This window comes from Nonomuraea longispora, assembly GCF_004348345.1.
GTDB classification, from domain to species: domain Bacteria; phylum Actinomycetota; class Actinomycetes; order Streptosporangiales; family Streptosporangiaceae; genus Nonomuraea; species Nonomuraea longispora.
Genome location: NZ_SMJZ01000127.1, coordinates 1 through 26,258, shown reverse-complemented (window position 1 = coordinate 26,258; position 26,258 = coordinate 1). Strand labels below are relative to the sequence as shown.

Genomic DNA, 26,258 nt, shown 5'->3' with positions numbered 1-26,258 from the left:
GTCGGCGCCTGCACTCGGCGCTCGGCTACCGGCCACCCCTGGAGGTTCTCAACGAGGCCCTTACAACCCAGACAGCCGCATAGGCTGCACTCATAACACGGCTGTCCGGAATCACGGTGGCCCCTCATACCGCCAACGACAGGAGCGAGATGAACGACGCCCCGCAGTATCGAGCGATGCTGGCCTATGCGCTTCCCCTCGTAAGGTGGAGACAGAACCAAGAGAGGTTTGGTCGTGGCAGGAACCGCGAGGCGTCGCTTTGATTAGGAGTTCCGGGCTGGGGCGGTGCGTATCGTCAAGGAGACCGGCAAACCCGTCGCGCACATCGCGCGGGACCTGGGTATCAACAAGTACGCGCTGCACGATTGGGTGCGATGGACCGGTACTCGACGGAGCAGGTCGGACGGGACGGCGACGGAGGCGGCAAGCTGAAGGAGTCTGAGCAGGAAGAGCTGGCGCGGCTGCGGCGGGAGAACTCGCTGAACCGATAACCGTGGTGGAGTTCATCGAGTCCCCAAGGACCGAGTTTGGTGTACCCCACAAGGTCTGCTTCCGTGCGCTGGGAGTATCGTCCTCCCGTCCCCACGGGCGAGGGTCATCACGTCGTTCACCATGCCGCGCAACAGCATCAACGCGCCGGCCAGGCCGCCCGCCGTGGTCAGTTGCAGCCCCACCACGGTGAGGGCACCACGCCGATCCACCGCCCAGGACATGCGCACGGCGTGCACCGCCGCTCCGCGCAAGTCGCGGACGGTGGGCCTCGGTGTCACTGCGGCCATCGCTCTATCCAGCTGCGGTGCTCTCTGGTGAGGAGCGCAGTGTGTTCGGCGTAGCGGCCTTCGCAAGCTACGCTGCAGCCCGTCCGTACCCGGCCACCTGTGCAGGACCATCGCCGTCTTGCAGAATCACCGAGTTGCGCAGGCGGCGTGAGGACGATAAGCGTTCACTGGTCGGACGATGCGAAACGGTCACCCATCTATGCATTGGCTTCAGAGCCGACCTCGGGTTCATGAGAACGAGTCCGCTCCGCCCACGCCACAGCCGGCGGAACCAGAAGCCCTGCGGCTACCATCAGAACGCCGAGGGCAATCCACCCGTTCGTACCGACTCCCAGGACAAGCACTGCGAGAAGGTACGGGCCGGCTGACGCGGCCAAACCTTGCCCAAGCCCGAAGACTCCGCTGTATTCGCCTTGCAGATGAGCGGGCACCAGGCCGAAGCTCAGCTCGAATTCAGCGGCCGCATAGCGAAGTTCAGCCAACGTCAACACGATCACCCCTATTATAAGGAGACTGGTCGCGATGGTGGCCGCGAATGCTGACGCCCAGCCGAATAGGGCGAACGCGACTAAAAGACCAAAACTCGCACTACGAGCTGCATTGCCTGCGCTCATTACCCCGTTGATACCCTTTGTCGCACTGAGTTGAAGTAGAGCAATCATCACCGTATTGATGACAATCAAAATTGCGACTATCGATCGTGGCGCCTCTGTGTGTTGAACGATCCAGAGAGGTATCGCGAAGGTAAGAACAGGTCCCTGCAGCGCCAGGACGCCGTTCAGTGCCGTAACCGCCAGGAAGGCGGGGTCACGCAGGGCCATCCCGGTCGTCTTATCCGACCTCGAGCGCAAAGGCTCAAGCCTCGGCAGGAGCAGGACCAGCAGCACGTTGCAAGCGAAGGTGATCGCGTTCGCGAGAATGAGAGTTGTGTAGGCGAAGCGCGTGTCGACGGCAATGACGATACCAGCGGCCAGTGCGCCAAAGCTCGTGCCAATATTGACGAGGGAACGGATCACGGCGCGCAAACGGGTCGCGTTGGCGCCGCCGATGCGGCGAAACACGGGCATTCGCGCGGTCTGGCTGGCGGCCGCTGCGAACTGGCTCACGCATGCCATGGCAACGAAAGACGGAAAAGAGCTCACAAAAAGGAAGCCGGCCATGGCGCATGCTTCGAGAACGAGAAACAGTGCCCAGAGCCGACGAGGCCCCCAACGGTCAGCCATCCTCCCCACGGGGATTCCTGCGGCAAGAGCGACGAACCCCGCGACCGTCAGCCCTCCGCCCACCTCCATGACGGATAATCCGACGACGCGGGTGAAATATAGGGCTCCGGCCGTGATGAACAGCCCGCTTCCTGTGGTATTTACCAACGTTGATACAGCCAGGATCCGCCGAGGACCCGTTTGCAGTTCAACAGACTCAAGTAGGCGAGTCCACCATTCTTCCGACCGTGCTGTAGGCGATGACATCATTCGCCTCGGCCCGGGAACCCGACGGCGGCCACTGATGTGTGCACGTGCGATCCTATCTCTCGAGGCCCGCGGTCAGAAACCGAGTTCCTGGACGCGGCCCTGGCTGAAGTCAGGTCGAAGACTTAGTGGTATCGACATGGCACTGGAAAGCCGCGTCAGGCCCGGCAACCCAGAAAGGCGGCGTCATCGACGCCTCGGGCGCATTCTTGTCCTCCTACTCCCAGGGCGGCGACCCACCGTATGGATCACCACATGACTGGCAAGCGCTGAACGCCGTAAATGACCATGGCATCCCTTGTTGGCACCTCGTCAGGAGGAAGGGCGAGGCGAAGGTCGGGGAATCGATCGAACAGCGCCGGGAACGCGAGCCGCATTTCGGATCGGGCAAGCTGCTGGCCGAGGCACTGGTGAATGCCGTGACCGAAGGCGAGATGACCCATGTTTCTCTTGCCTGCCCGAGCGAACCGAGTGATGTCGAGGCGGTCGGAATCGTCGAAGCACGCGGGATCACGATTGGCCGCGGCCAGAGACATGCAGACTACCTGGCCCTTTTTGACGGTGACCCCTTCAATGTCCACGTCCTCCAGAGCCGCCCGCATCGGGCCGATGTGAATGATGGTGAGGTAGCGGAGCAGTTCCTCGACCGTGCTGTCGATCAGCGAGCGGTCATGACGTAGCGCCTCAACCTGGCCGGGATGCTCGAGGAGGGCAAAGGCGCCAAGCCCCAGCATGTTGGCGGTGGTTTCGAATCCGGCTCCGAAGAGCATGAAGCCGATGTTGGTGAGCTCCTCATCGGTGAGGTTGCTGTTGTTGATCAAATCGCTGTAGAAGTCGTCAGTGGGCCGCACTCGCTTGCTGTCGATCAGAGGAGGAAAGAGGCTCTGCATCGTGATGAACGCCTCGATGAGGTCGTCCTGCTTGGTGTTCAGGTCGACGGCGACGCCCATCGCCTGCTGGAAGTCACCTCGGTCACTTTCCGGTATTCCCAGCAGATCACATATTACGGCCGATGGGATGGGAACTGCGAACTCCTCGATCAGGTCGACGGGTGGGCCAGATCGTTCCATGGCGTCCAAGCAGTCCTGGATCACTGCGGTTATCTTCGGCTCGAGTTGTTTGATCCGATGAACTGTGAACTGAGCGATGAGAAGGCGGCGGTAGCGCGTGTGCTCGGGAGGGTCCATGCGAATGAACATGCCAGGCTCAGACGGCTGCCGCTTCTGGGAGATGTTCCGATCGATGGGCAGGTGCATCAGCTCCCGCCGGTTGCTGAACCGATCATCCGCGAGAATCTTCCGCACGATGCGGTGACTGGAAGCGAGCCAACCTTCGTGCCCGTCCGCGAACGTCATCGGGGTGAGAGGATGCTGGTCGCGAATCCTGCTGAACACGTCCGGCGGGTCGAAGGGTCCAGGCCTTCTGTCGCTTGGGTAGGTGAACGCGATTTCCGTCACTGTGACTTCCTCAGAGCGTGGAGGCTGTCCTGTACCCGGCCATCAAATGTCTTCGGCCGGGCGGACGTCGCCATGTGCGGCTTTGTCGGTGACAGCTGGCTGTCATGTCGTGCCGGTCAGAATGGGGAGTTCCCTGGGGAGGCGGACAGCGGGTTTCGCACTTGGCAGCCGCCGCCGGTGGAGGATCGGCAGGGCAAGGTAACTGTCGTCGTCGCGTACAACGAGACCGGCATGGAGGAGTCGCTCGAGAGCGCCAGTGATCTCGGTGGAAGGGACTGGGATGGGCAGGGCTCGCTCGATCGCCTGCGCTGACCGGAGCTGATCGAGCGCGATGAGGACACTGCTGGCCGCCGCGTCGAGGTCGAATTCGGTCTCGGGGCGAGGACGGGCAGGACGGGTATCGATGACTCGTAGGTGGTCACCCATCCAGGACGCTTCTAGCCGCGCCTCGGCGTGGTCATGTCGCCAACGCTCTGCGGCAGACGTCAGCGCGGCAAGCACATGCTCTGACGCGAGCGGTTCATCGCAGTACATCCGGAAGAAGTAGGCGATTTCGCGGCGTTCAGCACTGGGCAGGTCGGCATATACATGGTCGTAGGCAGTCTCGTGCGTCAACTCTACGATCCCGAAGTCCTTGCCCGACTCGTAGAAAGGGCTGAAGCGATCCGCGCGTGCTGGGCCGACGTGTTCCGGTGGCGACATGTGCGAGACGAGGCTGAAGAGGTGCGGCAGGTCCGCGTAGTCGTCATCGGTTTCCCCGGGGAAGCCGTGGAGATAGTTCCACGACACGTCGATGCCCAGTTCGGTGCACCACTTCATCGTTTGCAAGTTCCGTAGCCTGGTGGTCCCCTTACGCATCGCCGTCAGGAGCCGGTTGCTCATCGACTCGATACCGGGCTGCAGGTGGTAGACGCCCGCGTCCCGCAGCAGCATGAGCTGGTCAAGGCGGAGGTTGGCCTTCACCTCGTAGTGCAGGGACACCTTCAGATCCGACCTCGCAATCATCGGCAAGAGGTCATTGAAATAGCGGTAGTCGAGGATGTTGTCCACGACCAGGACATTCGTCCGGCGCTTCGGGCCCGGCCCGTAGTCGTGGACCAGTCTCCGTAGTTCATCGAAGGCTCTCGTGGCCGACTTGCTCCGGAACGCCATCGTCATGCCGTTCAAGCCGCAGAACGTGCAGTGCTTCTTCTCGCCCCACCAGCAGCCCCGCGAGGTCTCGAGAGGAACGGCGGTGTCAACGGGCAGGCTGCTGCCGGCGCGGGAGGTCCGGAGCCGCGCGTAGAAATCGTGGTACTCCGGCACCGGCAGGTCATCCATGCTGGGGGCCGTGCCGGCGAGGACAACAGCCCGGCCTCCGGGATGCACCTCCGCCCGGCCTCTCCAGAACGGGTTCGATTCGATCCAGTCGGGGCGAGCCCCTGCAGCGCGGAAGTCGCTCACGAACCGACCGATCAACCACTCGGCCTCACCCCGGAACACATAGTCGATCGCAGGGAAGTTCCGCAGGATCGCCGACCCCATCGGCCCTTCGCAGTTCCCGCCGCCCATGATGACGGTGATGTTCGGATGGCGCTGCTTCAGCCGGCGGGCGAACCCGAGGGCCGCGACGTTCTGCTGGAAGGTCGACGTGAGACCGACGAGGTCATAGCGTTCCCAGATTTCGTGGCAGGCCAGGGCATCAAGGAACGGTGCCGTCAACGCCTTGATCTCACCCAACTGGAAGATCGTGGAGAAGTCAGCGAATTCTCCGTGCTCGTCGAGCAGGACGTCGTTCAGGAAGCGCTCGCCGCTATCCGTGGCATCGATCGAACTCTCCGCAAACAGCCACTCGCCGACCAACGCCACCTTCGGGGAGGAGGTGCCGATGCGGTTGTACATGGAGTTCCCGACGGCTTCAGCGAAGTCCAGATTAGCGTAGATGACGTCGCTGGCGATGCTGCTCATGGCGAGGGCGGATTGCAGGAGCGAGACTCCGATCGATGCCCAGCGAGTTTCTGCCCACGGCATCACCACGAAAGCCACGCGTGGTGACACGGTGGCATCCTGTGTCGTGGGATTCGCCGCGGCGACATCGAGACTCACCGTTGCTCGCTCATCCAGGAGGCACGATCCACCTCCATGGGCGAAGAACTCTTCGATCTCCTTGCGCATCGATACGCCGAGTTCGTTCGACGGTTCGATTCCGATGGCACACAGAGCTGATGACACATCATCCCGGAGGGCTTCTCGAAATGCAGGGTCGATGAACGTGCGGGTCAGCAGCGCTCTCTGATCGCCGGAGAACTCACTGAAGACTCCCATGGACGCTTCCCTTCCATCGGTGGACACCGGGAGGCATGGCGGATTCCAAGATTGTAAACGAGAAGTTTGGTTTTGCAACCGAAGCGGTTCGGGAATCCTAGATGAGTTAGTTCTCACATGATGGAACGGTTTAATGTGAGTCTTCTGCAAGTCCGCCATCCGATCGCGGTTCGAACGGAGCGTTCTTCATTTCCTGGCCGCACAATGCTACAGGGTCGTGGCCGGCGGAGGGGCGAGCCGCCATGTAGTTTTCATGTAGTGATTTTATGTCGGCCCTCAATATTATCGCCCGCGACAAGTCACAAGGATAAGTTCTTGGCAACATCGCTGATCCGGCCGACCGGACACGATTGCTTGACTAAATGCTTGAGGCACACTTACGATCATTTCAACGTAGATCACCGAGAGAAAGGAATGGCAGTGAAGAAGCGCTATGTGAAGCCTGTCGTGCGGCACATCGACCTCCTGGGTGCCGTAATCATCGACTAAGTTCGCCAGGCATGGTTCAAAGGATGAACAGGCGGTCCATTCAGTGTCCACTCGTGAAGGAAGCATCTTGAACGAGATCTGCCTCCGTGAAGCCGACCGGCGTGAACTGAGTGAAGTGGCGTCGGTTGTGGCGGGGTGGTCACTGGATGGCCCGTCATTAGAAGCCCTGCGTGCCCGGGCTGGACAGTCCGAGTCGCTCCTGTCCATTGGGCTGGAAGTGCAGCGCAACCTACGCGAGAACGGCTTCGTTCTGGTGAAGAACGTTCCTTGTAGCGAGGATGCCGAACTCGCTGCCCTTCTTGGCCTAGTCGCCATCCCCTCTGCTCTTGGAAACGGCGACACTCTGTTCTTCGATATCTCTCCGAGTTCGCCTGACTCGGCCGACGTGTCGGGCACCAGCGCCGAGTTCCCTCTTCACACTGACTCCACTTTCTTGTCGGTGCCCCATGACGTCCTCGGACTGGCTTGCGTGCGGAACAGCGTCTCAGGCGGCGAGTCCGTCATCGTGCGCGCGGCGGACGTGGCAGATCGGGTACGAGCGATCGGTGGAGCCGACGCAGTGGCCGCCCTCGGAGAACAGGTTTACCCGTTCTACCTCCGCGACCCGCTCTTCGGTCACGGCATTCAGATGGCGCCGATACTCGTCGCGGACGGCGACAAGTGGTGCGTCCGTTACCGTGGCGACATCCTGGCGAAGCTGACGGAGCGATTTGAACTCGGCGAGATCCACCTCCACGCACTCTCGGTGCTCCACCAGGTGGCCACCAAGCCCGAATCGTGTGCAGTGCAGGTGCGAATGGACACAGATGACCTCCTCCTCGTCGACAATCGCCGCGCCTTGCACGCTCGAACGGCGCTGGGGCCCGGAGAACGGAGGCTGCGACGGATGAAGGGCTATTCCCTCACAAACTTCTCCTGGCGAATCATCTAATCATCCGCGCTTCACCACTCGTATAAGAGTGCGTCGAGCCGTGAGGTCATGGGCAGAGATTCTCGTCGGTCGTTCAGGCCCGTACGTGGGTGGAGTCAGAGGCGACGGTGGTCGTTTCTTCGCCCCACCGGACGTAGCGGATGTCATCCTCGCTGTGGGCGTGGCCGCTGGGGGCCCGGCCCCGATCCCGGTATTGGTGCCGTACCCGCAGATCTCCGTCAGTCTGATCCCGCCCGCTTCGCACTCGTCGAGCGTCACCCACTCCAGCAAGTGTGGCCCGCCGCGGTGTGTCCGGCCCATGGACCGTGGCGATCAGTAGCTCCACCAGCGTGTCGGTGATCTCACGCTCCCGCTCGTGAACCGGCGCCGGCAGCATCAGGACCGTCAGCTCGCGCGACCGCGGCGCATGTGCGAGGGCACGCCGGCCAGGTGACCTCCGCCTTGCGCAAGGCAGATGGTCACGAATCCGCGAGATCCGCCCAGGTGCCGGCGGTTCGATCCGCTCCTCTCGCAGATGCTTGAGCAGTTCCTTTCCGTACCCGCTCGGCGTGCGCGACGTTCTCGGTGGGCCACACCGCAGGCTTGGTGGCGTCCGCGGTCGTGCAGGTGCGAAAGCCCAGGTGCATGCGGATCTGATGGCGGTGGTACTCGATCGTGGAGCCGGGCCACTCGTGGAAGGCGAGCTCCGAGACGGGAACCTGGGCCTGCTGGCGGCCGCGTCCTCTGAGCTCCGGCCGACCTTCAGGATGCGTCTGCGCTGCGGACCTGGAGGGTATGGTCACGAAGCGATCGGTACCAAGCAAGGAGTACGACGATTCCCCAAACGCTCCTGGTGTTCGCCGCCGGGTCACGGTGGAAGTCGTTGGCGAGTAGTGCGAGCCCGGTGGTCTCCAACCCGAGTTCCTCAGCGCCGACACCGTCGCGGAGAAGGTCGAGCGTCATGTCGCGCAATGGTCCGGCGAGCCAAGCCCGCGCGGGAGCGGAGAACTTCTGCTTCGGACGATCGACGATGCTCCTTGGGACGAGCCCTCGTGCCACGGACCGGAGCACCTCCTTAGGGCGGCCCGTCATGAGCGCTCGAGCCGGCTGCGCAAGCGCCCAGTCCACCACGTTGTTGCGGAGGAATGGGACACGTACTTCGAGTCCGTGGGCCATGGACAGTCGATCGACACGCGGCAGGTGGTATTCAGGCAGCTTGGCCGTGACTTCGAACCAGCGGATCGCCTCTGCCGCATCGACCCCACTGGCGGCGAGCTTTGTAAATCCGAATCGTTCTTGGGAAATGTCCGGGGCGCATCGCTTGAGCATGTCGTCGTCCAGGACACGTCGGCGGTCGTCGTCGGTCCACCACCCTAGTGCGTTCCAGTACTCATCGCGCCAGGGCTCGCCTCGAAGCGATGCCTGGTGCGCCTCGTGCATGTGCGCGTAGCCCAGCAGAAGCTCGTCCGAACCGTCCCCTGCCAGCACTGCCTTGTGATCTCGTGCCGCCAATTCGCTGACGGCGTAGGTGCTGAGACACACAGGGGTGTAGATGGGTTCGTCCAGGGATTGGAGCGTCGCCAGGAAAGTCTCCGGTACGTTCGACTCCGTGAGATGCGTGATGTCGTGCCGGGCACCGATATGCCGGGCGATTTCTATGGCGTAACGGGTCTCGTCCTGCCAGGTGTTTTCGGCGTACCCGACGCTGAATGCGGCGATCCTGCCCGTCTGTTGCGCTGCCAGGGCGGAAACGGTCGCCGAGTCGAGCCCGCCACTGAGGAACGCCGCGGGCAGCGCGTCCGGTGCGAGCGTTGTCAGGACTGATTCGCGCAGCTCTCGGTCCAGCGATTCCCGGGACTCCTTCCCTCCGGAGGAGGCGGGGAACTCGAGTTCGTGGGACGCTTGAACAAGACCTGATGGGTGTCGCCGGTTGAAGGCAACCGTTGTCCCTGGCTGGATCTTGCGCACGTGGGTCAATGGGCTGTACGTCGGCGGTGAGAACCGGACGGTGAAGTAGTCCGCGACGGCGTCCCGGTTCACATCGACGGGGACGTGGTGATCTGTCACGAGCGACCGCAACTCCGAGGAAAAGACGAGTCGCTCTTGAGACGCGTACACATAAAGGGGCTTGATCCCCATACGATCGCGGCCGACTATCAGGGTTTCCCGGCGTGCATCCCAGATCGCGAAGGCGAACATCCCGTCCAGTTGTTCGGTGAAGTGTCCGGCATCGTGCAGGTACGACGCCAAAATAACCTCCCCGTCCCCGTCGGTCAGGAAACGGTGCCCGGAACTTTCGAGATCTCTCCGGAGTTGTGCGTGGTTGTAGATCTCGCCATTGAACACGAGATGCACATCGCTGATTCGGCAGGAGATCGGCTGGTCCGATCCGGCGACATCCACGAGCGACAAACGAACGGCACCGATAGCACCGGGCCCGCGCGAAATGATTCCTCGTCCATCGGGCCCTCGGTGCTCGAAAGCAGATAAGAGGCGTTCGACCGTTCGGTTATCAGATGTGTCCTGCCCCCATCTGACGACCCCCGCAATTCCGCACACTGTTAACCTCAAAACTTGTCGACGCAGTCACTCTTGCTGTACGTGTTGTGCTTGTCGGCGCCGGTATCCGGACGCCCGTGGCGTGGTGAGTGGCTCCTGCCACTGCCGGAGGTTGACCTGGCGATCCGGCTGGACTCGCCGTTGAAGGAATACTGGCGCCGGAACGGCATTCCCGCGGCATTCGAGATCGACGGTGCGGTGCGAGCCGGGAGGCGGTGGTAAGGCCGTGCCGCGTGACACGATGACGAGGTGGCTCACGCGCAAGCCGCTTGGGTGGCCAGCACGACAGAGTCGACGAGCCGAAGTCAGGGTCTGCTGAACGGATCGGTGATCTGGTTGCCGGTGTCGATCCACACTGTCTTCACCTCGGTGTACTCCTCGATCGCGTGGAAGCCGTTCTCGCGGCCGATGCCGCTTTCCTTGAATCCGCCGAAGGGCGCGACGTGGTTGGTCCTGCGGTAGTTGTTGACCCACACGGTTCCGGCGCGCAGGCGTCGAACCATCCGATGCGCCTTTGCGAGGTCATTGGTCCAGACACCGGCCGCCAGGCCGAAGCGGGTGTCGTTGGCGATGGCGACGGCGTCGTCCTCGTCGGAGAAGCGGATAGCGACTGCGACCGGCCCGAAGACCTCCTCGCGGGCGATGCGCATGTGGTTGTCGACGTCTGTGAAGACTGTCGGGCGGATGTAGAGGCCGCCGACGAACTCTGGGGCCTCTGGGCGGTCGCCGCCGGTAGCGAGTCGTGCCCCGTCTTCCTTCGCCACTTCGATGTAGTGCAGAACCCTGTCATACTGAGCGCGGCAGGCCATGGTCCCCATCTCAGTGTCGGGATCCATAGGGTCGCCAATCTTGACACGCTCCGTCCTCGCTATTAGCGCGTCACAGAACTCGTCGTAGATGTCGGTGTGCACCAGAACCCGGGATCCGGCCATGCACGTCTGCCCAGTGGCCGTGAAGATGCCGCCGACGACGCCGTTCACCGCGCTGGTCAGGTCGGCATCGGGAAACACGATGTTGGGCGACTTGCCGCCGAGCTCGAGCGAAACGCGGGCGAGGCGGTCCGCCGCGGTTCTGGCGATCTTCTTTCCGACTGCTGTGGAACCTGTGAAGGCAATCTTGTCCACACCTGGGTGCGCGGCCAGGGTCGCCCCGACAGAGCCGGCTCCGGTGACCACGTTCACGACGCCGTCCGGGAACCCGGCCTCGCTGAACAGCCCGGCCAGGACGAGCGTCGAGACGGGGGTGATCTCGGACGGCTTGACCACCACGGTGTTGCCGGCGGCGAGCGCCGGGCATAGCTTCCAGAGCAGGAGCGTTAGCGGGCTGTTCCAAGGAGTGATGGCGGCGACCACGCCAATGGGTTCCCGGACCGTGAAGACCTGCATGTTGGGCACGCTGCTGGCGAGCGTCTCCCCAGTGGGGCTCTCGGCGACGCCGGCGAAGAAGTAGGCGTGGTTCGCCAGCGCCCTCGCTCTTCCGCTGACCTCGCGGATGAGTCTTCCGTTCTCGAGCACCTGGATTCGGGCGAGCTCGCCGGCGTTGTCGCTGATGAGGTCGCCGAGTTTGCGCAGCAGAGTGGCTCGTTGGAGCGGGCTCGATGCGGCCCATGGGCCGGTCTCGAAGGCTCGGCGTGCGGCCTGGACGGCGTCGCCGATGTCCTGCTCGCTCGCGACGGGTACGCGAGCCCAGGGCTGAGAGGTGGCTGGGTTGATGGAATCGAATGTCGCCTTTTCGGAGGAGTCGCGCCAGACGCCGTCCACCAGCATCTGGTAGTGCTCCAGGCCTGCCGTGGTGCCCAGCTTGTTCATCGCCTTGGTCGCGGTCATCTGGAGTGTGCTCCCTTTCTGGATGCTCGTCCTTCAGGTCCGGGTGTCCGCGCGATCGGCAGTGCCTCCAGCGGCCCGCGCCAGAGATCGCCTACCGCGCGAAACTGACTGGCAGCCCTCCGTCGACGCCGATGATCGCGCCGGTGGTGGCTCGGCTGAGCGGGGACAACAGAAACATGATCGCGTTGGCGACGTCTGTCGGGGACACTCGCACGCCCAGGAGTGTGCGCTTCGCGTAGAAGTCGGGAAGTTCATCGACACTGACACCGTGTGACTGAGCCTTTTCCGCGGACAGGGCCTCCTCCCAGAACTTCGAGCCGTCGAAGACCGCACCGGGATTGATGGTGTTCGCCCGAACGCCTAGCCGGGCACCTTCGAGCGCGAAGAGACGGGCCATCTGGAGCAACGCACCCTTGGCGATCGGATAGCCGCCGAAGCCCGAGTTGGGAGCCACCGCATGCTTGGACGCCACGTACACCAGCGAGCATTGGGTGCCGGTCTGGTGCGCGGTTCGGTGCCGCAGGACGGCTTGCGAAAGCGGTAGGTGCACACTCAGGTTGCGGGCCAGGTCCTGGCCGAAGGCTTCCAAGCTGAGATCGGTCATCGAACCGGTCGAGGAAGTGCCGGCCGCGAACACCACGCCGTCGAGCCGCCCGCCGACCAGTGCGAGTTCCAGGGCCTCGTCGGCAAGGTCCGGCAGCGACACGTCACCGCACACCACCGCGACGTCTCCGTCGAGACTCTTGACCGAGTCGGTGTTGATGTCCACTGCCACGACCGAGGAACCCGCTGCGAGTAGGTGCTCGACCGTGCACAGCCCAATGCCCGACCCGCCGCCGGTGACGATGAAGGTCTTGCCACCCAGGGCGAGCTGCCCACGGGGGTCGAGACGTGAATCCGACACGCGCCAGTTCCTCTCATCGATAGCTCACGATCCTTCTCTGAACCGCTGCGAAATAGGCATTCCAGTCGGTGCGGCGCACTTGGCTGGAACCATATATGCAAGTGATCAGAATGACCAGGTTTGCGCTGACAGAAGGTGCAACCTCGCGCGATGGGATGGCCTCCAGAAAAAGGCATAACAAAATTGCGTCAACGCCCTCGCGCGAGACGCGCTGTTATGTCCGCTATCTTATTGATACTTCATCATTGTCTCAGTTTCGATAATCTCCAAAGATACCTTGACTAGCATTTGTCACGACTGCGACACTGCTGTCCGTACTGCTGACCCGCGGGCAACAACGACCTTGTTACTCGGCTCAGGTTCATTGCCATGAGTTTTGGTGGTCGGCGACTCTCTGTAAGAGCGAGGATGCATAATGAACGCGGAACGAGCGACTCCAGGCCTTCTCGACGGCCTGCTGAAGGAACGCTGCGGCAGTAGCGTCGCCGAACTGGTCGAGGATGTGCACCTCGATGGCGATGAGACGTTTTTTTGGAGCGGCTCGTGGGTCGAGGGGTTCGCTAATTCGCGATCCGATCTCGACCTCTACCTCATCACCTCGGATCCGGGTCGCACGAGCGGCCTGCCGCAGGTGACAGGCCCAGGCATGCCGGCGATGTACATGACCCTCACGCCAGGCCGGACCAAAGTCGACCTTACCGTGGTCCCTGTTGAGCTCCTGGTCACGCTCAATGCCTTCCTCACGGCTTTCAACGGCGAAACCGATTACCCCACGGCGTGGAGCGACAACTTTCGGGAGTTCGTGCATCGGTTGAGCATCGGCGTACCGCTGGCGAACGCCGAACGGTTCGGCGAGATCCAGAGCAGCGTGGACTTCATGAAGTTCCGCCAGTACCTGATGCGTTTCCATCAGAACCGGGCCGACGGCCTGTTCGATGACGCCCAAGGACTCCTGGAGGAGGGCGACGTCATCTCGGCGTACTTCGTCGCCCGGCAACGAGTGGAGGCCGCAGTCGACATGTACCTCGCCGCTCACGGCGAGACCAATACCCGGGTCGACAAGTGGCGGTGGAAGAAGCTCCAGAGGCTGCTGACGGGCGACACTTCTCTCGCTGAACGCTTCCTTGAATGCGAAGCGCTTGGGGGGACACTTCCAGGAGACGTGTCATCTCTGACCCAGCGGTGTCTCCAATTCGGTGACGAAATCATCTTGCAGGCGATCTGAGGGGTCGACTGAACATGACCATGGTCGATAGAAGCGCGGTCGTACAGTTCTTGAAGGACCGGGGCACCGCGAAGATCAAGCTCCATCATCGCTCCTTGCTGGACCACCTGGTAGGGACCGAGCAACTTCTTCGCGGCTGGGGCTGCTCGGACGAGACCGCAATCGCCGGCCTGTGCCATGCCGTGTACGGGACCGATGGCCTCGTCGCACCGCTCGTCGAGTTGAAGGACCGGCCGGTGCTGCGCTCACTCATCGGTGCCGCTGCGGAGTCGGCTGTCCATCTGTACGGATGCTGCGACCGCAAGGTCGTTTATCCACAACTCGACAACGGTGCCGACGTCAAATGGCGTGATCGCTTCACCGGCCGCGAGTGGGTGGTCGGCGAGGACGAACTGGCTACATTTACTCTCCTTACCTGGGCGAACGCCCTCGAAGCGGCCGGAGCCGGCTCGGACGGGGACTGGTCGGCTGTGTCCTACCTGCTCATCCTGACGGCAGACCTGGTCGGTTCGCGGCCGAAGCAGACGGCGACCGAGATCCTCGGGGTCGATTTCTCCGCCTGAGCTGCGCACCCCCCGCGTCATGTCGCGCTGCTGCGGTAGGGGTTGACGCGATAGCGCCAGGCGACCTGTGCCGCAGGAAAGAGGTTGTAGATCACGTGTCCGAGCAGGGCCGCCCACAATGACCCTGTCATGAACATGATCGTGGCCAGAATCGTGGAAAGTATGGTGATCCGGACGACGTAGGCGATGTCGAGCACAGCGCCGGCCCAGCGGTTGCCCAGGTGTTCTACGACGAACAGAACGGTCGAGACGACAACTACTCCCCACCCCATGGTCGGCCTGAGGAACTCGAAGACCACCCCGCGGTAGAACAATTCCTGCCCGACCGCCGCGGCCAGCAACTGGTAGCTGCGCAGGGCCGCCGTGGTGAAGTGCAGTGGCGGCATGATCTCGAGCAACTCCCGGTCGAAGCCGAGGCGGAGCTGTCGCCAGTTGCTGGCGTACACAGCCCCTGCAGCACCTAGGGCGAGGACGGCACCGGTCCAATCCCAAGCCAACGGCGGGCGGGCGAGCACGGCCCATGCCACATAGGGCAGGAAGAACAAGACGAACGGCGCGGCGAAGAGAACCTCCGACGCCCAGCCTTCCATGGACAGACTCCGACGCCGGATGGCGGGCGCGATCAACTGCATGGCCCAGACGGTCGCCACAGCGGCCAACACAGCGGCCACATCAGGCGCCCGTGCCACCCAGAACACGATCGCCCCAAGTGTCACGACCGTCGGCAGCACGACGGTGCGCACCGTGAAGATGGGGGGAGGCACAGGTGTCAGGCGCGGCGGGGGGTAGACCCGAGCGAGGCGGGGAGGCACTACCGCCTCGTTCTCAGGCTGTCCGCCAGGTCAGCGTCCTGGTTTCCCGCAACCATGCGGACGCGGTCGACCGCGGATCGCGCGAGTTCCTCAACGGCCATCCTCCCGTCCAGGACCACTTGCGGGATGCCCTTGACTTGATCGTGCAGGTCGTCCAAGACCTTCTGCTGGAAGTCCGCAAATGCGGGGTAGGTCGGCTCGTCACCGGCCACCTCGAAAACGGTGGGCGTACCGTTGCGCCGCCACGCTTCTTCCAGCGGAACATCGAGCCAGACGACCAGATCCGGCTCCGGAAGCATGTCTGTGATCCCATCTAGCATTGAGGCGGCAGCCGGGTTGTGGATGAATTCCTTGGCCGCGGCCCGATACCAATATGAATCACAGAACACGATACGGTTCTCGGCCAGAGCCGGACGGATATGATATTCCCACTCGAGCGCGATGATATGCATGAAGAAAGATGCCCGCACCATGGGCGCCATATGCTTCACATATTCGCGCGGGTGGGTCCGTAGCGCCCAGTTGTAACATTCCAGACGCTCGATCGGGTACAGGTCCTCCGGCTGCAACGAGGGGAATCGCCATTCGGGTGCAAGCGATTTCATCTGCGTCGCGAGTGTCGTTTTGCCGGCACCGTCAGGGCCAAGCAGAACTGCGAGGAAGCCGCAACTATTGGAATGCATCGATGACGTGCCACTCTCAACTACGCGGGCGCGGCTATCTCTAGGGCGCCGAGGCCTTCCAGCTCTTCCAAGAGTTCTACGACGTCCGCGCGGACCTCGTCCTCATCGGCGTCGTATTCCTCGGCTATCTGGGAGATGATGTCGGCCACGGACGTAGAACCCGTGCACAGCATCCAGACTGACTCTGCGGTCTGATTGAGCTCAAGCCCGCCGGAATCAAGAATAAGTACGACTCGACCGCCGACGCGACGAACACGCGTTCCGTCTTGACGGCGCGGACGAGAAGCAGCGCCAAGGACATCACTGGACAACTTTGAACTCCCGTCTAACAGGACTCTCGGGTGACATCTGAGCTTGTACCGCTTATCACGGATCTGTTGTCTGACACTCCCTTTCCGGCGCTCCAGCCAGGCAGCTGCTGCGGAGCACGCCCGGCTCGAAGCGAGCCAAAACAGTCTGCCTGGGCACATATAAGCGAGACGCGATATATATCTGCTACATGGATGCCACACAGACGCCGCGCCCTATTTATGAGCCCCACAAGCTGACCGGGAACGCGACTCATTCGGGCCGCTCGCACGACGCTTCTCGCATGACCTCGAGCCTGGCTTGTACGCGCCGCATGCTCACGGTGTTGTGCTGGGCTTGGTAGATGGCGAGTGCCTGGCTCCAGGCTCGGTCGGCTTCGGCGTACCGGCTGAGCGCACGATAGGTTTCGCCGAGATGAGTGAGGGTGTCGGCTTCCAAGCCGACATGGCCGAATTCGCGCCGCAGCGTCAGCGCGTGACGGTAGCGGTCGACGGCTTGTTCGTGCCGCCCTGTGTGGTGGGCGATGTAGCCGAGGTTGTTGAGCGCCGCCGACTCGCCGAGACGATCGCCGTGGCGGCTGAGCAGGGCCAGCGCCTGCTCGCAGTGCCCCATGGCCTCGGCGAAGTCGCCCAGCAACGCGTGGCTCCAACCCAGGGAATTGAGGACGTTCGCCTCCCCCAGGGGGTCATCCACGTCCCTGTACAGTTGCAGCGCATGTTTCAGGCGGAACAGCGTCTGCTCGTGCTCGCCCCGGTTGCCCTGAGTTACCGCGAGCGTATGGTGCACCAGAGCCTGCCCCGCGATGTCACCCGAGCCCTCGTACAGGGCCAGGGCGTCGTCCAAATGGGACAGGGACTCCTCGTAGTGGCCGGCGCGGGCGCAGGCGCGGCCGAGTAATCGGTGGACCAGGGCGTGCACGGCCGGATCGTTCAGGCGCTCGGCGCTGCTGGACGCCAGGCGCCAGGCCGCAACGCAGCCCGGGAGCAGGTTGTGGGCCAGGTGGTAGGTGTCGATGGTCCAGGCCAGCTGCCAGACGGCGGCGTGCAGGTCGTGTTCGGCGGCCAGCCGCTGGGTGGCGAGCAGGCAGGGGTGCTCGGCCCGGAACCAGTCCTGGGCCGCCGCCGCGTCCGCCAGGGCGGCGGGCAGGCAGCCGGGAGCGGGCGGGTCCAGTTCGACGGTGCCGCGGCGGTGCGGGGACAGCAGATGGTCGGCGGCGTGCGAGGTGTGCAAGTAGAAGTCCACCAGGCGGCGCACGGCGGCGCTGCGGTCATCCGCGCCGAGGTCGAGGCCCGCGCGTTCGATGGCGTACAGGCGGACGAGATCGTGCATCCGATAGCGGCTGGGAGCGTGCTGATGCAGCAGATGGGCGGTCTCCAGGCTGCGCAGCAGCATGCGGGTCTGGGGCACCGTTTGGCCGATGAGGCTGGCCGCGGCCGGCAGGCTGATGTCCGGGCCTGGCGCCAGGCCCAGATGGGCGAAGGTGCCGGCAGCCTGGGGGGTCAGCACGCGATGGGAGGAGCCGAACACCTCACGCAGGTCGGTGCTGAGCTCGTCGGTCTGCAGGGCGTCCAGCCGGGTGGTCTCGGATTGGAGTTCTTCGGCCAACGCGGCGAGAGGAAGGCCGTCGTTGACGATGGCTCGTGCGGCGACGACGCCCAGGGCGAGTGGCAGTCCGGCGCAGGTTTTGACGATGGCGTCGACCATGTCGCGTTCGGCCGCTATCCGGTGTTCGCCCAGGCGGCGCGCCAGCAGTTCGCCGGCGTGTGAGTCGGACAGTGGCGACAGCCGCACCAGATGGGCGCCGTTGGCGACGATCAGGCCGGTGAGCGCGTCGCGGCTGGTCACCAAGGTCAGGCTTCCTGGCGATGGGGGCAGCAGCGGGCGCACTTGATCCGGTTCGCGGGCGTTGTCCAGCAGGATGAGCACCCGCCGACCGGTCAGGAGGGCCCGAAAGAGCCTCATCTGTTCCGCACAGGAGGAGGGGATCTGGTGATGGGGCGGCTGGAGCAGTCCCAGCAATACGCGCACCGCCTCCGCCGCCGTCATAGGTGTGGAGGCTGGGCTGAATCCCTGCAGGTCCACGTACAGCTGACCGTCGGGAAAGAGATCACGCACCCGGCGGGCCCAGTGCACGGCGAGACAGGTCTTTCCGATCCCAGCGGCACCGCTGATCACGCAAATCGTGGCGGTGCTCGGCGGCCTCTCGCCTGCGGATGGGAGAAGCCGGTCCAACGTGGCCAGCTCAGCATCCCGGCCACTGAAATATTCGACGTCTGACGGGAGCTGCCAGATCGGCGTCTCGGCTGTGCACCCACTCGATCGGGTGGGCCCGGCGAGGATGACCGCCTGGAGCTGTTGGAGCTCGTCGCCGGGTTCGATGCCCAGCTCGTCAACAAGTACGGCGCGGGCGTGCTGGAAAACTTCGAGCGCTCTGTCCCGCTGGCCCGCTTGTGAGTGGGCGAGCATGAGCGAGTACCAGGCTCGCTCGTGTAACGGCTGCTCGGCGATGAAGAGGCGGAGGTTCTCGATGACGTCCGCGGGCTGGCCGAGGGCGAGCTTCACATCGGCCCAGGCCAGTCGCGCCACGGCCAGCCGATGCTCCAGCTCGGCCAGGCGGGCGGCCATGGAGCCGGCGAGGTTGGTACCTTCGGCGGGTTTGCCCCGCCACATCGACAGCGCCTCTTCGTACCGGCAGACGGCCGCATGGAGGTCACCTTCCTCCGCCTTGCTCCGTGCCAGCCGTATCACGTGCTCGAACCGTAGAAGATCCACCTCCTCGGCATCCGCCTCGAAGAGGTATCCGGTTTCCATGGTGACCAACCGCGTGCCGGACGGCAACGCCTTGCGGAGCCCGGCGATATAGGTCACGAGGTTGGGGATGGCCGACGGTGGAGGATCTTCCCACAACGCATCGATCAACCGTTCCTTGGTGACCACCGTGTTGGCGTTGACCAGCAGGGTGGCGAGCACGGCACGCTGCTTGCCGGTCAGATGAACCTGTCGGCCATCCGTCCGGCACACCTGTACCGGACCCAAGACGTTGAAGAACGCATCGGCCAAGACCCACTCCTCACCTGGGTAGCTCGGTTGCGCATTCGTGGCGTCAGCGCCGATTGTCGTTTCACCCGGCGCTTATGAGTCGTGCGACGATAGAAAGAACGAGCTTCGTCCACCCGGCACCACCTATTCCGGGCGGACACTGAGCAGAGCCGTCGATGGCCTCGCGCTCTGGGTGAGGAATTCGTGGGAATGGCGTCTTTGCAGGGGCCGGGAGCAAGGGTCTGCCTTTGTATGACCGGAGCGCGGTCGCGGTGGCCGTCAGCGGCCAGGACCCCGCGCCGGAGGATGCCCACACGCGGCTCATCCGCCGCAGCGCCACGCGTCCCGAGGAGATCGAGTTCTTCCTTGCCAGGTCCGCGGCTGGACCGGCCGGCACCGACTCGTCACCACCGTCGTGCTCGCGCTGGCGTTCCTGTGCAGTTAGCCGCGCCTGCACACCCGGCGACGCCCCTCTCACCCATTCCGACGGCTCCTACTTATCATCGAGCCGATACAGGACCTCCTCATCAACGCCTGCGTTGCGGCACCGAACGATGGCGGGGTCGGCGCTCCTGATCGTAGAAGGTCGGTAATGCGTGAACGGGATATCGGCAGGCATTTTTCCTTCTCGCTGATTACGTCTGGCGGAATACGGCTTCCGGGCAGATCCACGATCACCGGGTAAGACGGCAACTGCTCGTCGTCACGTCTCGGAAAATACAGCAGTTGAACGTGCCGCGTGAAGTCGCATACTTGTCATGAACTCGCCAACGCGCATTCGCGAACAGTCTTCGCGTCACCGGGGCAAGGCGTCGAGCATGGCCTGGACCTTCTCGGCCTGCCTGACGCGGTGCTGTCCGCGGTAGAGGAGAGCCGCACGCTCCCACGCGGCCCGGGCTTGGGTGCTCTCCCCAAGGGCCGCATGCGAGTCTCCGATCCTGACCAGGGTGTCGGGCTCCTGGGCGGCGTTGCCGATCACGTTGCGCAGCCGTACGGCCGAGCGGTAGTAGCCGATGGCTTCCCTGTACCGTCCCATGTGGTGGACGATGTAGCCGATGCTGTCCAAGGTGGCGGCCTCACCGTCGAGGTCGTCACTCTTGTGGAACAGCTCAAGGGCCCGCTGCCCGTGGAGCAGGGCCTTGTCGTGCTGGTGGAGCTGGGCCAGGCACCAGGCCATGCTGTTGAGGGCATTGGCCTCCCAAACCGAGTTGCCGAGGGCCTGGTACATGAACAGGGCGCGCTCGGCGTGGTGCAGCGACAGTTCGTGCTCGTCCCGCTGCGACAGGGCCCAGCCGAGCGACTGGTGAACCTGGGCCTGCGACACGGCGTCTCCAGCCTCAGCGAACAGGGCCAACGCTTCGTTCAGCAGATCAATAACCCCGTCTCGCTCTCCGGCGTGCCCGCGGGCGAACCCCAGGCGCCATCGGGCCATGGCGCGGTGCACCGGGTCAGCCAGCCGTTCCGCAGCCTCGAACCCGGTCTTCCAGATCTCGATGCGATCCGCTTGGAGACACCGGCGCAAGCAATACGTGTCAACCGTCCATGCCAACTGCGAGGCCGCGGCGTCCCAGCCGCGGGCTGCGGAGAACCGGTGCGCGGCAAGCAGACAGGAGTATTCGGCATCGAACCAGGCCAGCGCCTCCGCCGTGTTCGCTATCAGGGGAAGAGAGGCGCCCTCTTTCGAAGGAGGCGTCAGCTCGATGTCCAGGCGGTTGGATACAGCACGCGGTCCGCGGTGTGCGCGCTACGCAGGTAGAAGCTGATCAGGCGGCGCATGGCCTCCTCGCGCGTGTCCGCCGGCAGGTGACGTTCGGCGGCTTCCATCGCGTAGAGGCGGACGAGGTCGTGCATGCGGTACCGCAGAGGCACGTGCTGCTGAACCAGGTGACCCGCTTCCAAGGTGCGGAGCACGGTGCGGGCGCGCGGGATCGGCAGAGCCAGGAGGGCGGCGGCCGCCGAAAGACTGATGCTCGAGCCAGGTGCCAGACCCAGCAGCCCGAAGCTCCGCGCCGCGTCGGAGGTCAGGGCGCGGTATGAGGAGGCGAAGACGGCGCGCACGTCCGTGCTGGAGTCGCCGACGTCCAGGGCGTCGAGCCGGCTGGATTCCTCTTCCAGTTCCTTCGCCAAGAACGCCAGCGGGAACTCCGGGTGCGCCGTGGCCCGGGAGGCCAGGATGCCAATGGCGAGCGGCAGGCCCCCGCAGTGCTCCAACAGGGCCGTCAGGGTCTCCGTCTCAGCGGCGGCGCGGACGGTGCCGATCCTGCGGGTGAGCATCCCGTGTGCTTCGTCGGGCGTGAGCACGTCCAAGGTCAGGGTGCGGGCCCCATGAGTGACCGCCAGGCCGGTGAGCTTGTTGCGGCTGGTGACCAGAACCGTGCACGCGGGGCTGCCGGGCAGCAGCGGTATCACGTCGGCCGCGTCACGGACGTCGTCCAGGACGACGAGCATGCGCCGCCCCGCGACAAGCGAGCGGTAGAGGGCGGACTGGGCGTCGCCGTCCGAAGGCATCGCCGAGGGCTCGACGCCGAGGGACTCGAGGAAGTTCCGCAACACGGTCGACGTTGACAGGTGTTCGCCCGTCGGGCTGAATCCGCGCAGGTTGGCGTACAACTGCCCGTCGGGAAACCGGTCCAGGTGCTGGTGGGCCCAGTACAGGGCCAAGTAGGTCTTTCCGATGCCACCCGTGCCGACAAGGGCGAGGATCACGTCCTCCCCCTGCTCGTCCATGCGGCTCAGCTCGGCGAGTTCGCGAGCCCTGGCCCCGAATCCCGCAGGCGGCAGCGGCAGCTCACGGGGCACAGGGGGTGCGAAAGCGGCGGGCGTGGATGCCGAGGACAACAGCTCGAGATGCCGTTTCCGCAGCTCCGGACTGGGATCGATGCCGAGTTGCTCGGCGAGCTGGGAGCGGACCTGCTCGTACAGACGCAGGGCCTCCGCCTGCCGCCCGCACCGGTCCAGCACCATCATGAGCCTGGCCGCCAGCCTCTCGTCGAAGGGGTGAGACGCGACGAGATCGCGCAGCCCCGGCAGCAGCTCCTCGTGCCGTCCGAGGTTGAGCTGCATGTCTTGGTACAGCAGGTGTGCCATGATTCGCTCATCGTCCAGCTGTACGCGTGTCCGCTCGGCCCACATCCCCGACACTCCTGTGAGCGCGTCCGTCTGCCAAAGGGCAAGAGCCCTCCGTAACAGCGTGCTGCCGCCCTCGTCATCGGCGGCGCGGCCCTCCTTGACCAGCCGGCGAAAGCGGTGCAAGTCGACTCGTTCTGGCGCGGTATGGAGGGCATAGCCTCCTGCGTGGCGGACAAGCTCGGCGCCATCCGCCTCAGCGCCCAGCGACTGGATGGCGGCACGGATACGGGTCACATAGCTGTACAGGGTGCTGCGTGCCCCGCGGGGCGGGGAATGTGCCCATACGCGCTCGATCAGCTTTTCGACCGGGACGACCGAACCATTCTCGATCAGCAGCACCGCCAGGACGCAGCGCTGTCTCGGTGTGCCCATCTCCACCTGATGATGGCCGACAGTCGCTCCCACCTGGCCCAGCACCTGGAACTCCATACACATCCTCTGCGATTTGGCAGGGATCGCCCGCGGGTGTGTCGCTCGGTCACCATCTTCTCCCGGCAAGCCGGGAGAAGATGGTGACCGAGCGAGATCATCATGTCAAACCACCCAGGTGAAGCGGGCTCCACCTCGCTTTGTCGCGGCGCACGTTCGTAGGTTGCGCTCACGAGGGCGTGTTCCGCGATCAGCTGTCGCCAGGTGCTCGCCGGGCGCACCTCCTCGTCCAGATGAGCGAGCTGGTCCAGGAGGACAATGTCCGGTTGCCCCCGGCACCGTGTCGTCCAGCGCACCCATGACGTTCACCGGGCAGCCCAGCGGATTGCCCGCCGTCCACCGGTACGGCTCGAAAAGGACGAAATACTTCTACAGCGGCACCATCAGGTCCAGCAGGTCCGACTCCAAGAACGCCTCCTCCGGTTCGTCCGCGAGCAGCCAGCCGCCCTTCCTCTGCGGTCCGGTTCGATCGACCGCGCGGTCGATCGAACCGGACCGACTCCAGAGCCATCGCGATCCCGACCCTCCTGGAGGACACCGGAAGCGGTCTCGGTGGGTCGAGCAGACGGGGGTGAGACCCTCTACGAGGGCGACTGACTCATCTGCGCAGGCGCGTTGGACGAGATCAAATGCGCTATCGGGGAGGTCCGTTCCGTCGGCCCCAGCTTCTGCCTGGATGCCTGACACCGGTCTTGCACCCGATGCGCGCCTTCGCTCGCATTCGCGCCCGCCGACCGGACCACGTTCCCCAGGCTGTCTGTGCACGGCTGCCGCCCACTCGGGCGTCCATGCCGCGCTGGCGCCCAACCCCGCAACACCGCCTCCACACCTCCCTGAAACCGTGTCTGAACCCCCAGATAATCGAGCAGTTCGGCCACGCGCCTGCTGAACGTCCGAGGCGACATATTGAGCCGCCGGCTGGCCGTGACGTCGGGGGTTCCCTCCAGCAACTGCTGGAGCACTGGCAAGAGGTGAACGGGAAGAGCATCAGCCGCGAGATCCTTCCCTTCCCCATCACCCGCATGGTTCATGATGCTCATGGATTTGCTCCCCTCCATCTTGCGCACCACGGAATCCGGGCAGACGGCGACGTGGAGCAGATGACGTGAACGGATGAGAACGACGAACTCTCGGTCGGCACTCGCAAGCGTCCCGGGCGACATCCCCCAGTGATCAACTCGAAAGGTTACGTTGAAGGGTCTCGGCGGTTGTGGCACCAATATGTCAACGTGGCCCGACGGAAACCTTGAAAGATCCTTGAGGCCCGGAAACTGCAGGCGCGAAGCTGACGACCAGCGAAGGGCGCGCCGCGCCACGGCCACGCCCGCCGGAGACGCCACGGTCGGGCACGCCCGGCGCATCCTGCGGCAGATCGAGGTCATGAAGGCCGACACCCGTACGGCGGCGCAGGGTGAAGCCAAAGGGACGATCCGGGTGGCGGACTTCCCGGAGCGCGGCCTTCCACCTGCTGCCGAGGGTGCTGGCGCGGTTCGGGCAGCGGCATCCGAAGGTGACGGTGACCGCACGGAAGGTGCCTGGCCTGGGGCGGGGGATCGCCGGGGTCACCGTCGAGGACGACGGGGTGGTGATGTCGATGGTGGGGCTCGGACTCGGTGCGGCGATCGTGCCCAAGCTGTCCACGGTCGGCGCGCCCGCCGAGGTCGCGACGGCCGAGCCCGGCGACGGAGCGCCAGAACGCCGTGTGGGGTATGTGACCACGCCGGAACTGGCTGGATCAGCGATCACCGCGATCTGCTCGGGCTACGACGTCGGCCAGCTCTCCAATGTCTACACCGGCAACGACCGCCGCGCCGCCGCGGTCCTGGAGACCTTGCAACGCAAAATCGGCGACGTCGGACGAATGCGCGCCCTCGGCTTCTGTGTGAGCATCGACCACGCCCGCTTCATGGCCGACCGCTTCACCCGTGCCGGGCTCCCCTCCGTCGCCGTCACCGCGCACAGCCCGCGTCACGACCGTGACCAGGCCCTACGCGACCTGGGCGACCGGAAGATCAACGCCGTGTTCACCGTCGACCTCTTCAACGAGGGCGTCGACGTCCCGGAGATCGACACCGTGCTGTTCCTGCGGCCCACCGACAGCGCCACCGTCTTGCTGCAGCAGCTCGGGCGTGGGCTACGGCTGGCCGAGGACAAGCCGTGCCTGACCGTGCTCGACTTCGTCGGCCACCAGCACAAGCAGTTCCGCTTCGACCGGCGCTACCGGGCGCTCACTGGCGCCAGCCGTACCGGCATCGCCCAGGAGATCGAGCAGGGCTTCCCGACGTTGCCCACCGGCTGCGTGATCGACCTGGATCGGGACGTACGACGGCTCGTCCTCGACAACGTACGCCAGGCACTCAGCCTCAACTGGCGGGACCTGGCACGCGAACTGCGGGACCTCGGTGACGTCAACCTGCCCACGTTCCTGCGAGAAACCGGACTGGACGTCGAGGACCTCTACCGTCGCAGCCGCCAGGGCTGGGCCTCGCTGCGGCACGCGGCAGGGTTCGGCGGCACACCAGGCGACGAGGGGCGCGGACGCGCCTTCGGCCGGATGCTGCACATCGACGACGTCGAACGCCTGGCCTTCCTCACCGACGTGCTGGCCGGAAGAGCTCCGCAATCGCCGCGCGAGCTACGCCTGATGGCCATGCTGGACGCGATGTTGTGGGGCGGCACCCAACCGATCTCCGGGATGGAGGCCCGGCTCGCCCGCCTCACAGGTACCCGCACGGCGGAGCGGGAAGAGCTGGCGAACGTGCTGCGCTCCGGCCTGCGGCACGTGGCCCCGCCCCTGAACTCTGTCGTGCCCCTTCACGTGCACGCCCGCTACAGCAAGAACGAGGTGCTGGCCGCCTTCGGCATCGACAAGCCCGCACACATGCGGGAAGGCGTCAAATACGTACAGGAGCACCGCGCGGACCTGTTCTTCGTCACCATCGACAAGTCCGAGGACCACTACTCCCCCACCACGCTCTACGCCGACCGGGCGATCAGCGAGGACCTGTTCCAGTGGGAGTCGCAGAGCACCCTCCGCTCCGCTGCTCCCACCGCCCGCCGTTACATGACGGGTGAGTCCACGGTGCGCCTCCTCATCAGGCAGTCCAAGCGCGACGAAGGACTCGGCGCCCCGCCGTACACATATGCAGGACCGATGCGGTACGTGAGTCACGAGGGCGAGCGACCCTCCGCTTCGTCTGGCGCCTGGACCACCGACTCCCTCCCGAGGTATTCCACTACGCCAACCTCGGCTATTCAGCCGGAATTTCACTCCGAAGATCGATAAATGAAGAAGGTGCCTCCGACCTGCGATGATCTGACTGCTTAGATCAAGACATCGCACAGAACGGACGCACCTTCCGGGTGAACGGT

Annotated in this window: 16 protein-coding genes and 1 pseudogene; 5 read left to right on the top strand and 12 right to left on the bottom strand. The window is 64.4% G+C overall.

What is annotated here, in order from left to right:
• Positions 1-285: 285 nt before the first annotated feature.
• Positions 286-339 (top strand): annotated as a pseudogene (locus tag E1267_RS48045) (hypothetical protein); the annotation flags it as partial.
• A 637-nt stretch (positions 340-976) separates the two neighbouring features.
• Here the strand turns inward: E1267_RS48045 and E1267_RS28425 are convergent.
• From E1267_RS28425 to E1267_RS28415, 3 genes are all read right to left on the bottom strand, one after another.
• Entirely contained in the window at positions 977-2,248 is a 1,272-nt protein-coding gene (locus E1267_RS28425; protein WP_246064319.1) for an MFS transporter, read from the bottom strand.
• Positions 2,249-2,496: 248 nt separating this feature from the next.
• Positions 2,497-3,705, bottom strand: a complete 1,209-nt coding sequence (locus E1267_RS28420; RefSeq protein ID WP_246064317.1) for a cytochrome P450 — start codon at positions 3,703-3,705, stop codon at positions 2,497-2,499.
• A gap of 102 nt (positions 3,706-3,807) precedes the next feature.
• On the bottom strand, positions 3,808-6,009 hold the full coding sequence (locus tag E1267_RS28415; protein ID WP_165959841.1) for a RiPP maturation radical SAM C-methyltransferase: 2,202 nt from the start codon (positions 6,007-6,009) through the stop codon (positions 3,808-3,810).
• Between the two features lie 556 nt (positions 6,010-6,565).
• On the opposite strand from E1267_RS28415, the gene E1267_RS28410 reads away from it, so the two are divergent.
• Complete coding sequence (locus E1267_RS28410) at positions 6,566-7,429, top strand: TauD/TfdA family dioxygenase (RefSeq protein WP_165959840.1); 864 nt, start codon at positions 6,566-6,568, stop codon at positions 7,427-7,429.
• A 741-nt stretch (positions 7,430-8,170) separates the two neighbouring features.
• Here the strand turns inward: E1267_RS28410 and asnB are convergent.
• From asnB to E1267_RS28395, 3 genes are all read right to left on the bottom strand, one after another.
• Positions 8,171-9,967, bottom strand: a complete 1,797-nt coding sequence (asnB, locus tag E1267_RS28405; protein WP_165959839.1) for an asparagine synthase (glutamine-hydrolyzing) — start codon at positions 9,965-9,967, stop codon at positions 8,171-8,173.
• A 305-nt stretch (positions 9,968-10,272) separates the two neighbouring features.
• Positions 10,273-11,793, bottom strand: coding sequence for an aldehyde dehydrogenase (locus tag E1267_RS28400; protein ID WP_220449715.1), 1,521 nt, complete (start codon positions 11,791-11,793; stop codon positions 10,273-10,275).
• 91 nt (positions 11,794-11,884) lie between these two features.
• Complete coding sequence (locus E1267_RS28395; RefSeq protein ID WP_165959838.1) at positions 11,885-12,697, bottom strand: SDR family oxidoreductase; 813 nt, start codon at positions 12,695-12,697, stop codon at positions 11,885-11,887.
• Positions 12,698-13,112: 415 nt separating this feature from the next.
• Between E1267_RS28395 and E1267_RS28390 the strand changes: the two genes are divergently transcribed.
• Together E1267_RS28390 and E1267_RS28385 are read left to right on the top strand one after the other, a co-directional pair.
• Positions 13,113-13,922: a hypothetical protein gene (locus tag E1267_RS28390; RefSeq protein WP_132336762.1), complete on the top strand. Its 810-nt coding sequence runs from the start codon at positions 13,113-13,115 to the stop codon at positions 13,920-13,922.
• A 14-nt stretch (positions 13,923-13,936) separates the two neighbouring features.
• On the top strand, positions 13,937-14,485 hold the full coding sequence (locus E1267_RS28385; RefSeq protein ID WP_132336760.1) for a DUF6817 domain-containing protein: 549 nt from the start codon (positions 13,937-13,939) through the stop codon (positions 14,483-14,485).
• Positions 14,486-14,502: 17 nt separating this feature from the next.
• Here E1267_RS28385 and E1267_RS28380 read toward each other — a convergent pair whose 3' ends face one another.
• The 6 genes from E1267_RS28380 to E1267_RS28355 form a co-directional block, all read right to left on the bottom strand.
• The gene (locus E1267_RS28380; RefSeq protein WP_132336758.1) at positions 14,503-15,228 is read right to left on the bottom strand and encodes a CPBP family glutamic-type intramembrane protease; all 726 of its coding nucleotides are present in this window, start codon (positions 15,226-15,228) and stop codon (positions 14,503-14,505) included.
• 68 nt (positions 15,229-15,296) lie between these two features.
• Positions 15,297-15,980: a dTMP kinase gene (locus E1267_RS28375; protein WP_132336756.1), complete on the bottom strand. Its 684-nt coding sequence runs from the start codon at positions 15,978-15,980 to the stop codon at positions 15,297-15,299.
• A 20-nt stretch (positions 15,981-16,000) separates the two neighbouring features.
• Positions 16,001-16,450, bottom strand: coding sequence for a PqqD family protein (locus E1267_RS47440; protein WP_132336754.1), 450 nt, complete (start codon positions 16,448-16,450; stop codon positions 16,001-16,003).
• A 91-nt stretch (positions 16,451-16,541) separates the two neighbouring features.
• Complete coding sequence (locus E1267_RS28365; protein WP_132336752.1) at positions 16,542-19,349, bottom strand: AfsR/SARP family transcriptional regulator; 2,808 nt, start codon at positions 19,347-19,349, stop codon at positions 16,542-16,544.
• Between the two features lie 775 nt (positions 19,350-20,124).
• Positions 20,125-20,652, bottom strand: coding sequence for a tetratricopeptide repeat protein (locus E1267_RS28360; protein WP_165959836.1), 528 nt, complete (start codon positions 20,650-20,652; stop codon positions 20,125-20,127).
• A gap of 368 nt (positions 20,653-21,020) precedes the next feature.
• Positions 21,021-22,886, bottom strand: a complete 1,866-nt coding sequence (locus E1267_RS28355; protein WP_165959835.1) for an AfsR/SARP family transcriptional regulator — start codon at positions 22,884-22,886, stop codon at positions 21,021-21,023.
• Positions 22,887-24,402: 1,516 nt separating this feature from the next.
• On the opposite strand from E1267_RS28355, the gene E1267_RS28345 reads away from it, so the two are divergent.
• On the top strand, positions 24,403-26,172 hold the full coding sequence (locus E1267_RS28345) for a DUF3427 domain-containing protein (RefSeq protein WP_132336744.1): 1,770 nt from the start codon (positions 24,403-24,405) through the stop codon (positions 26,170-26,172).
• Positions 26,173-26,258: the final 86 nt, after the last annotated feature.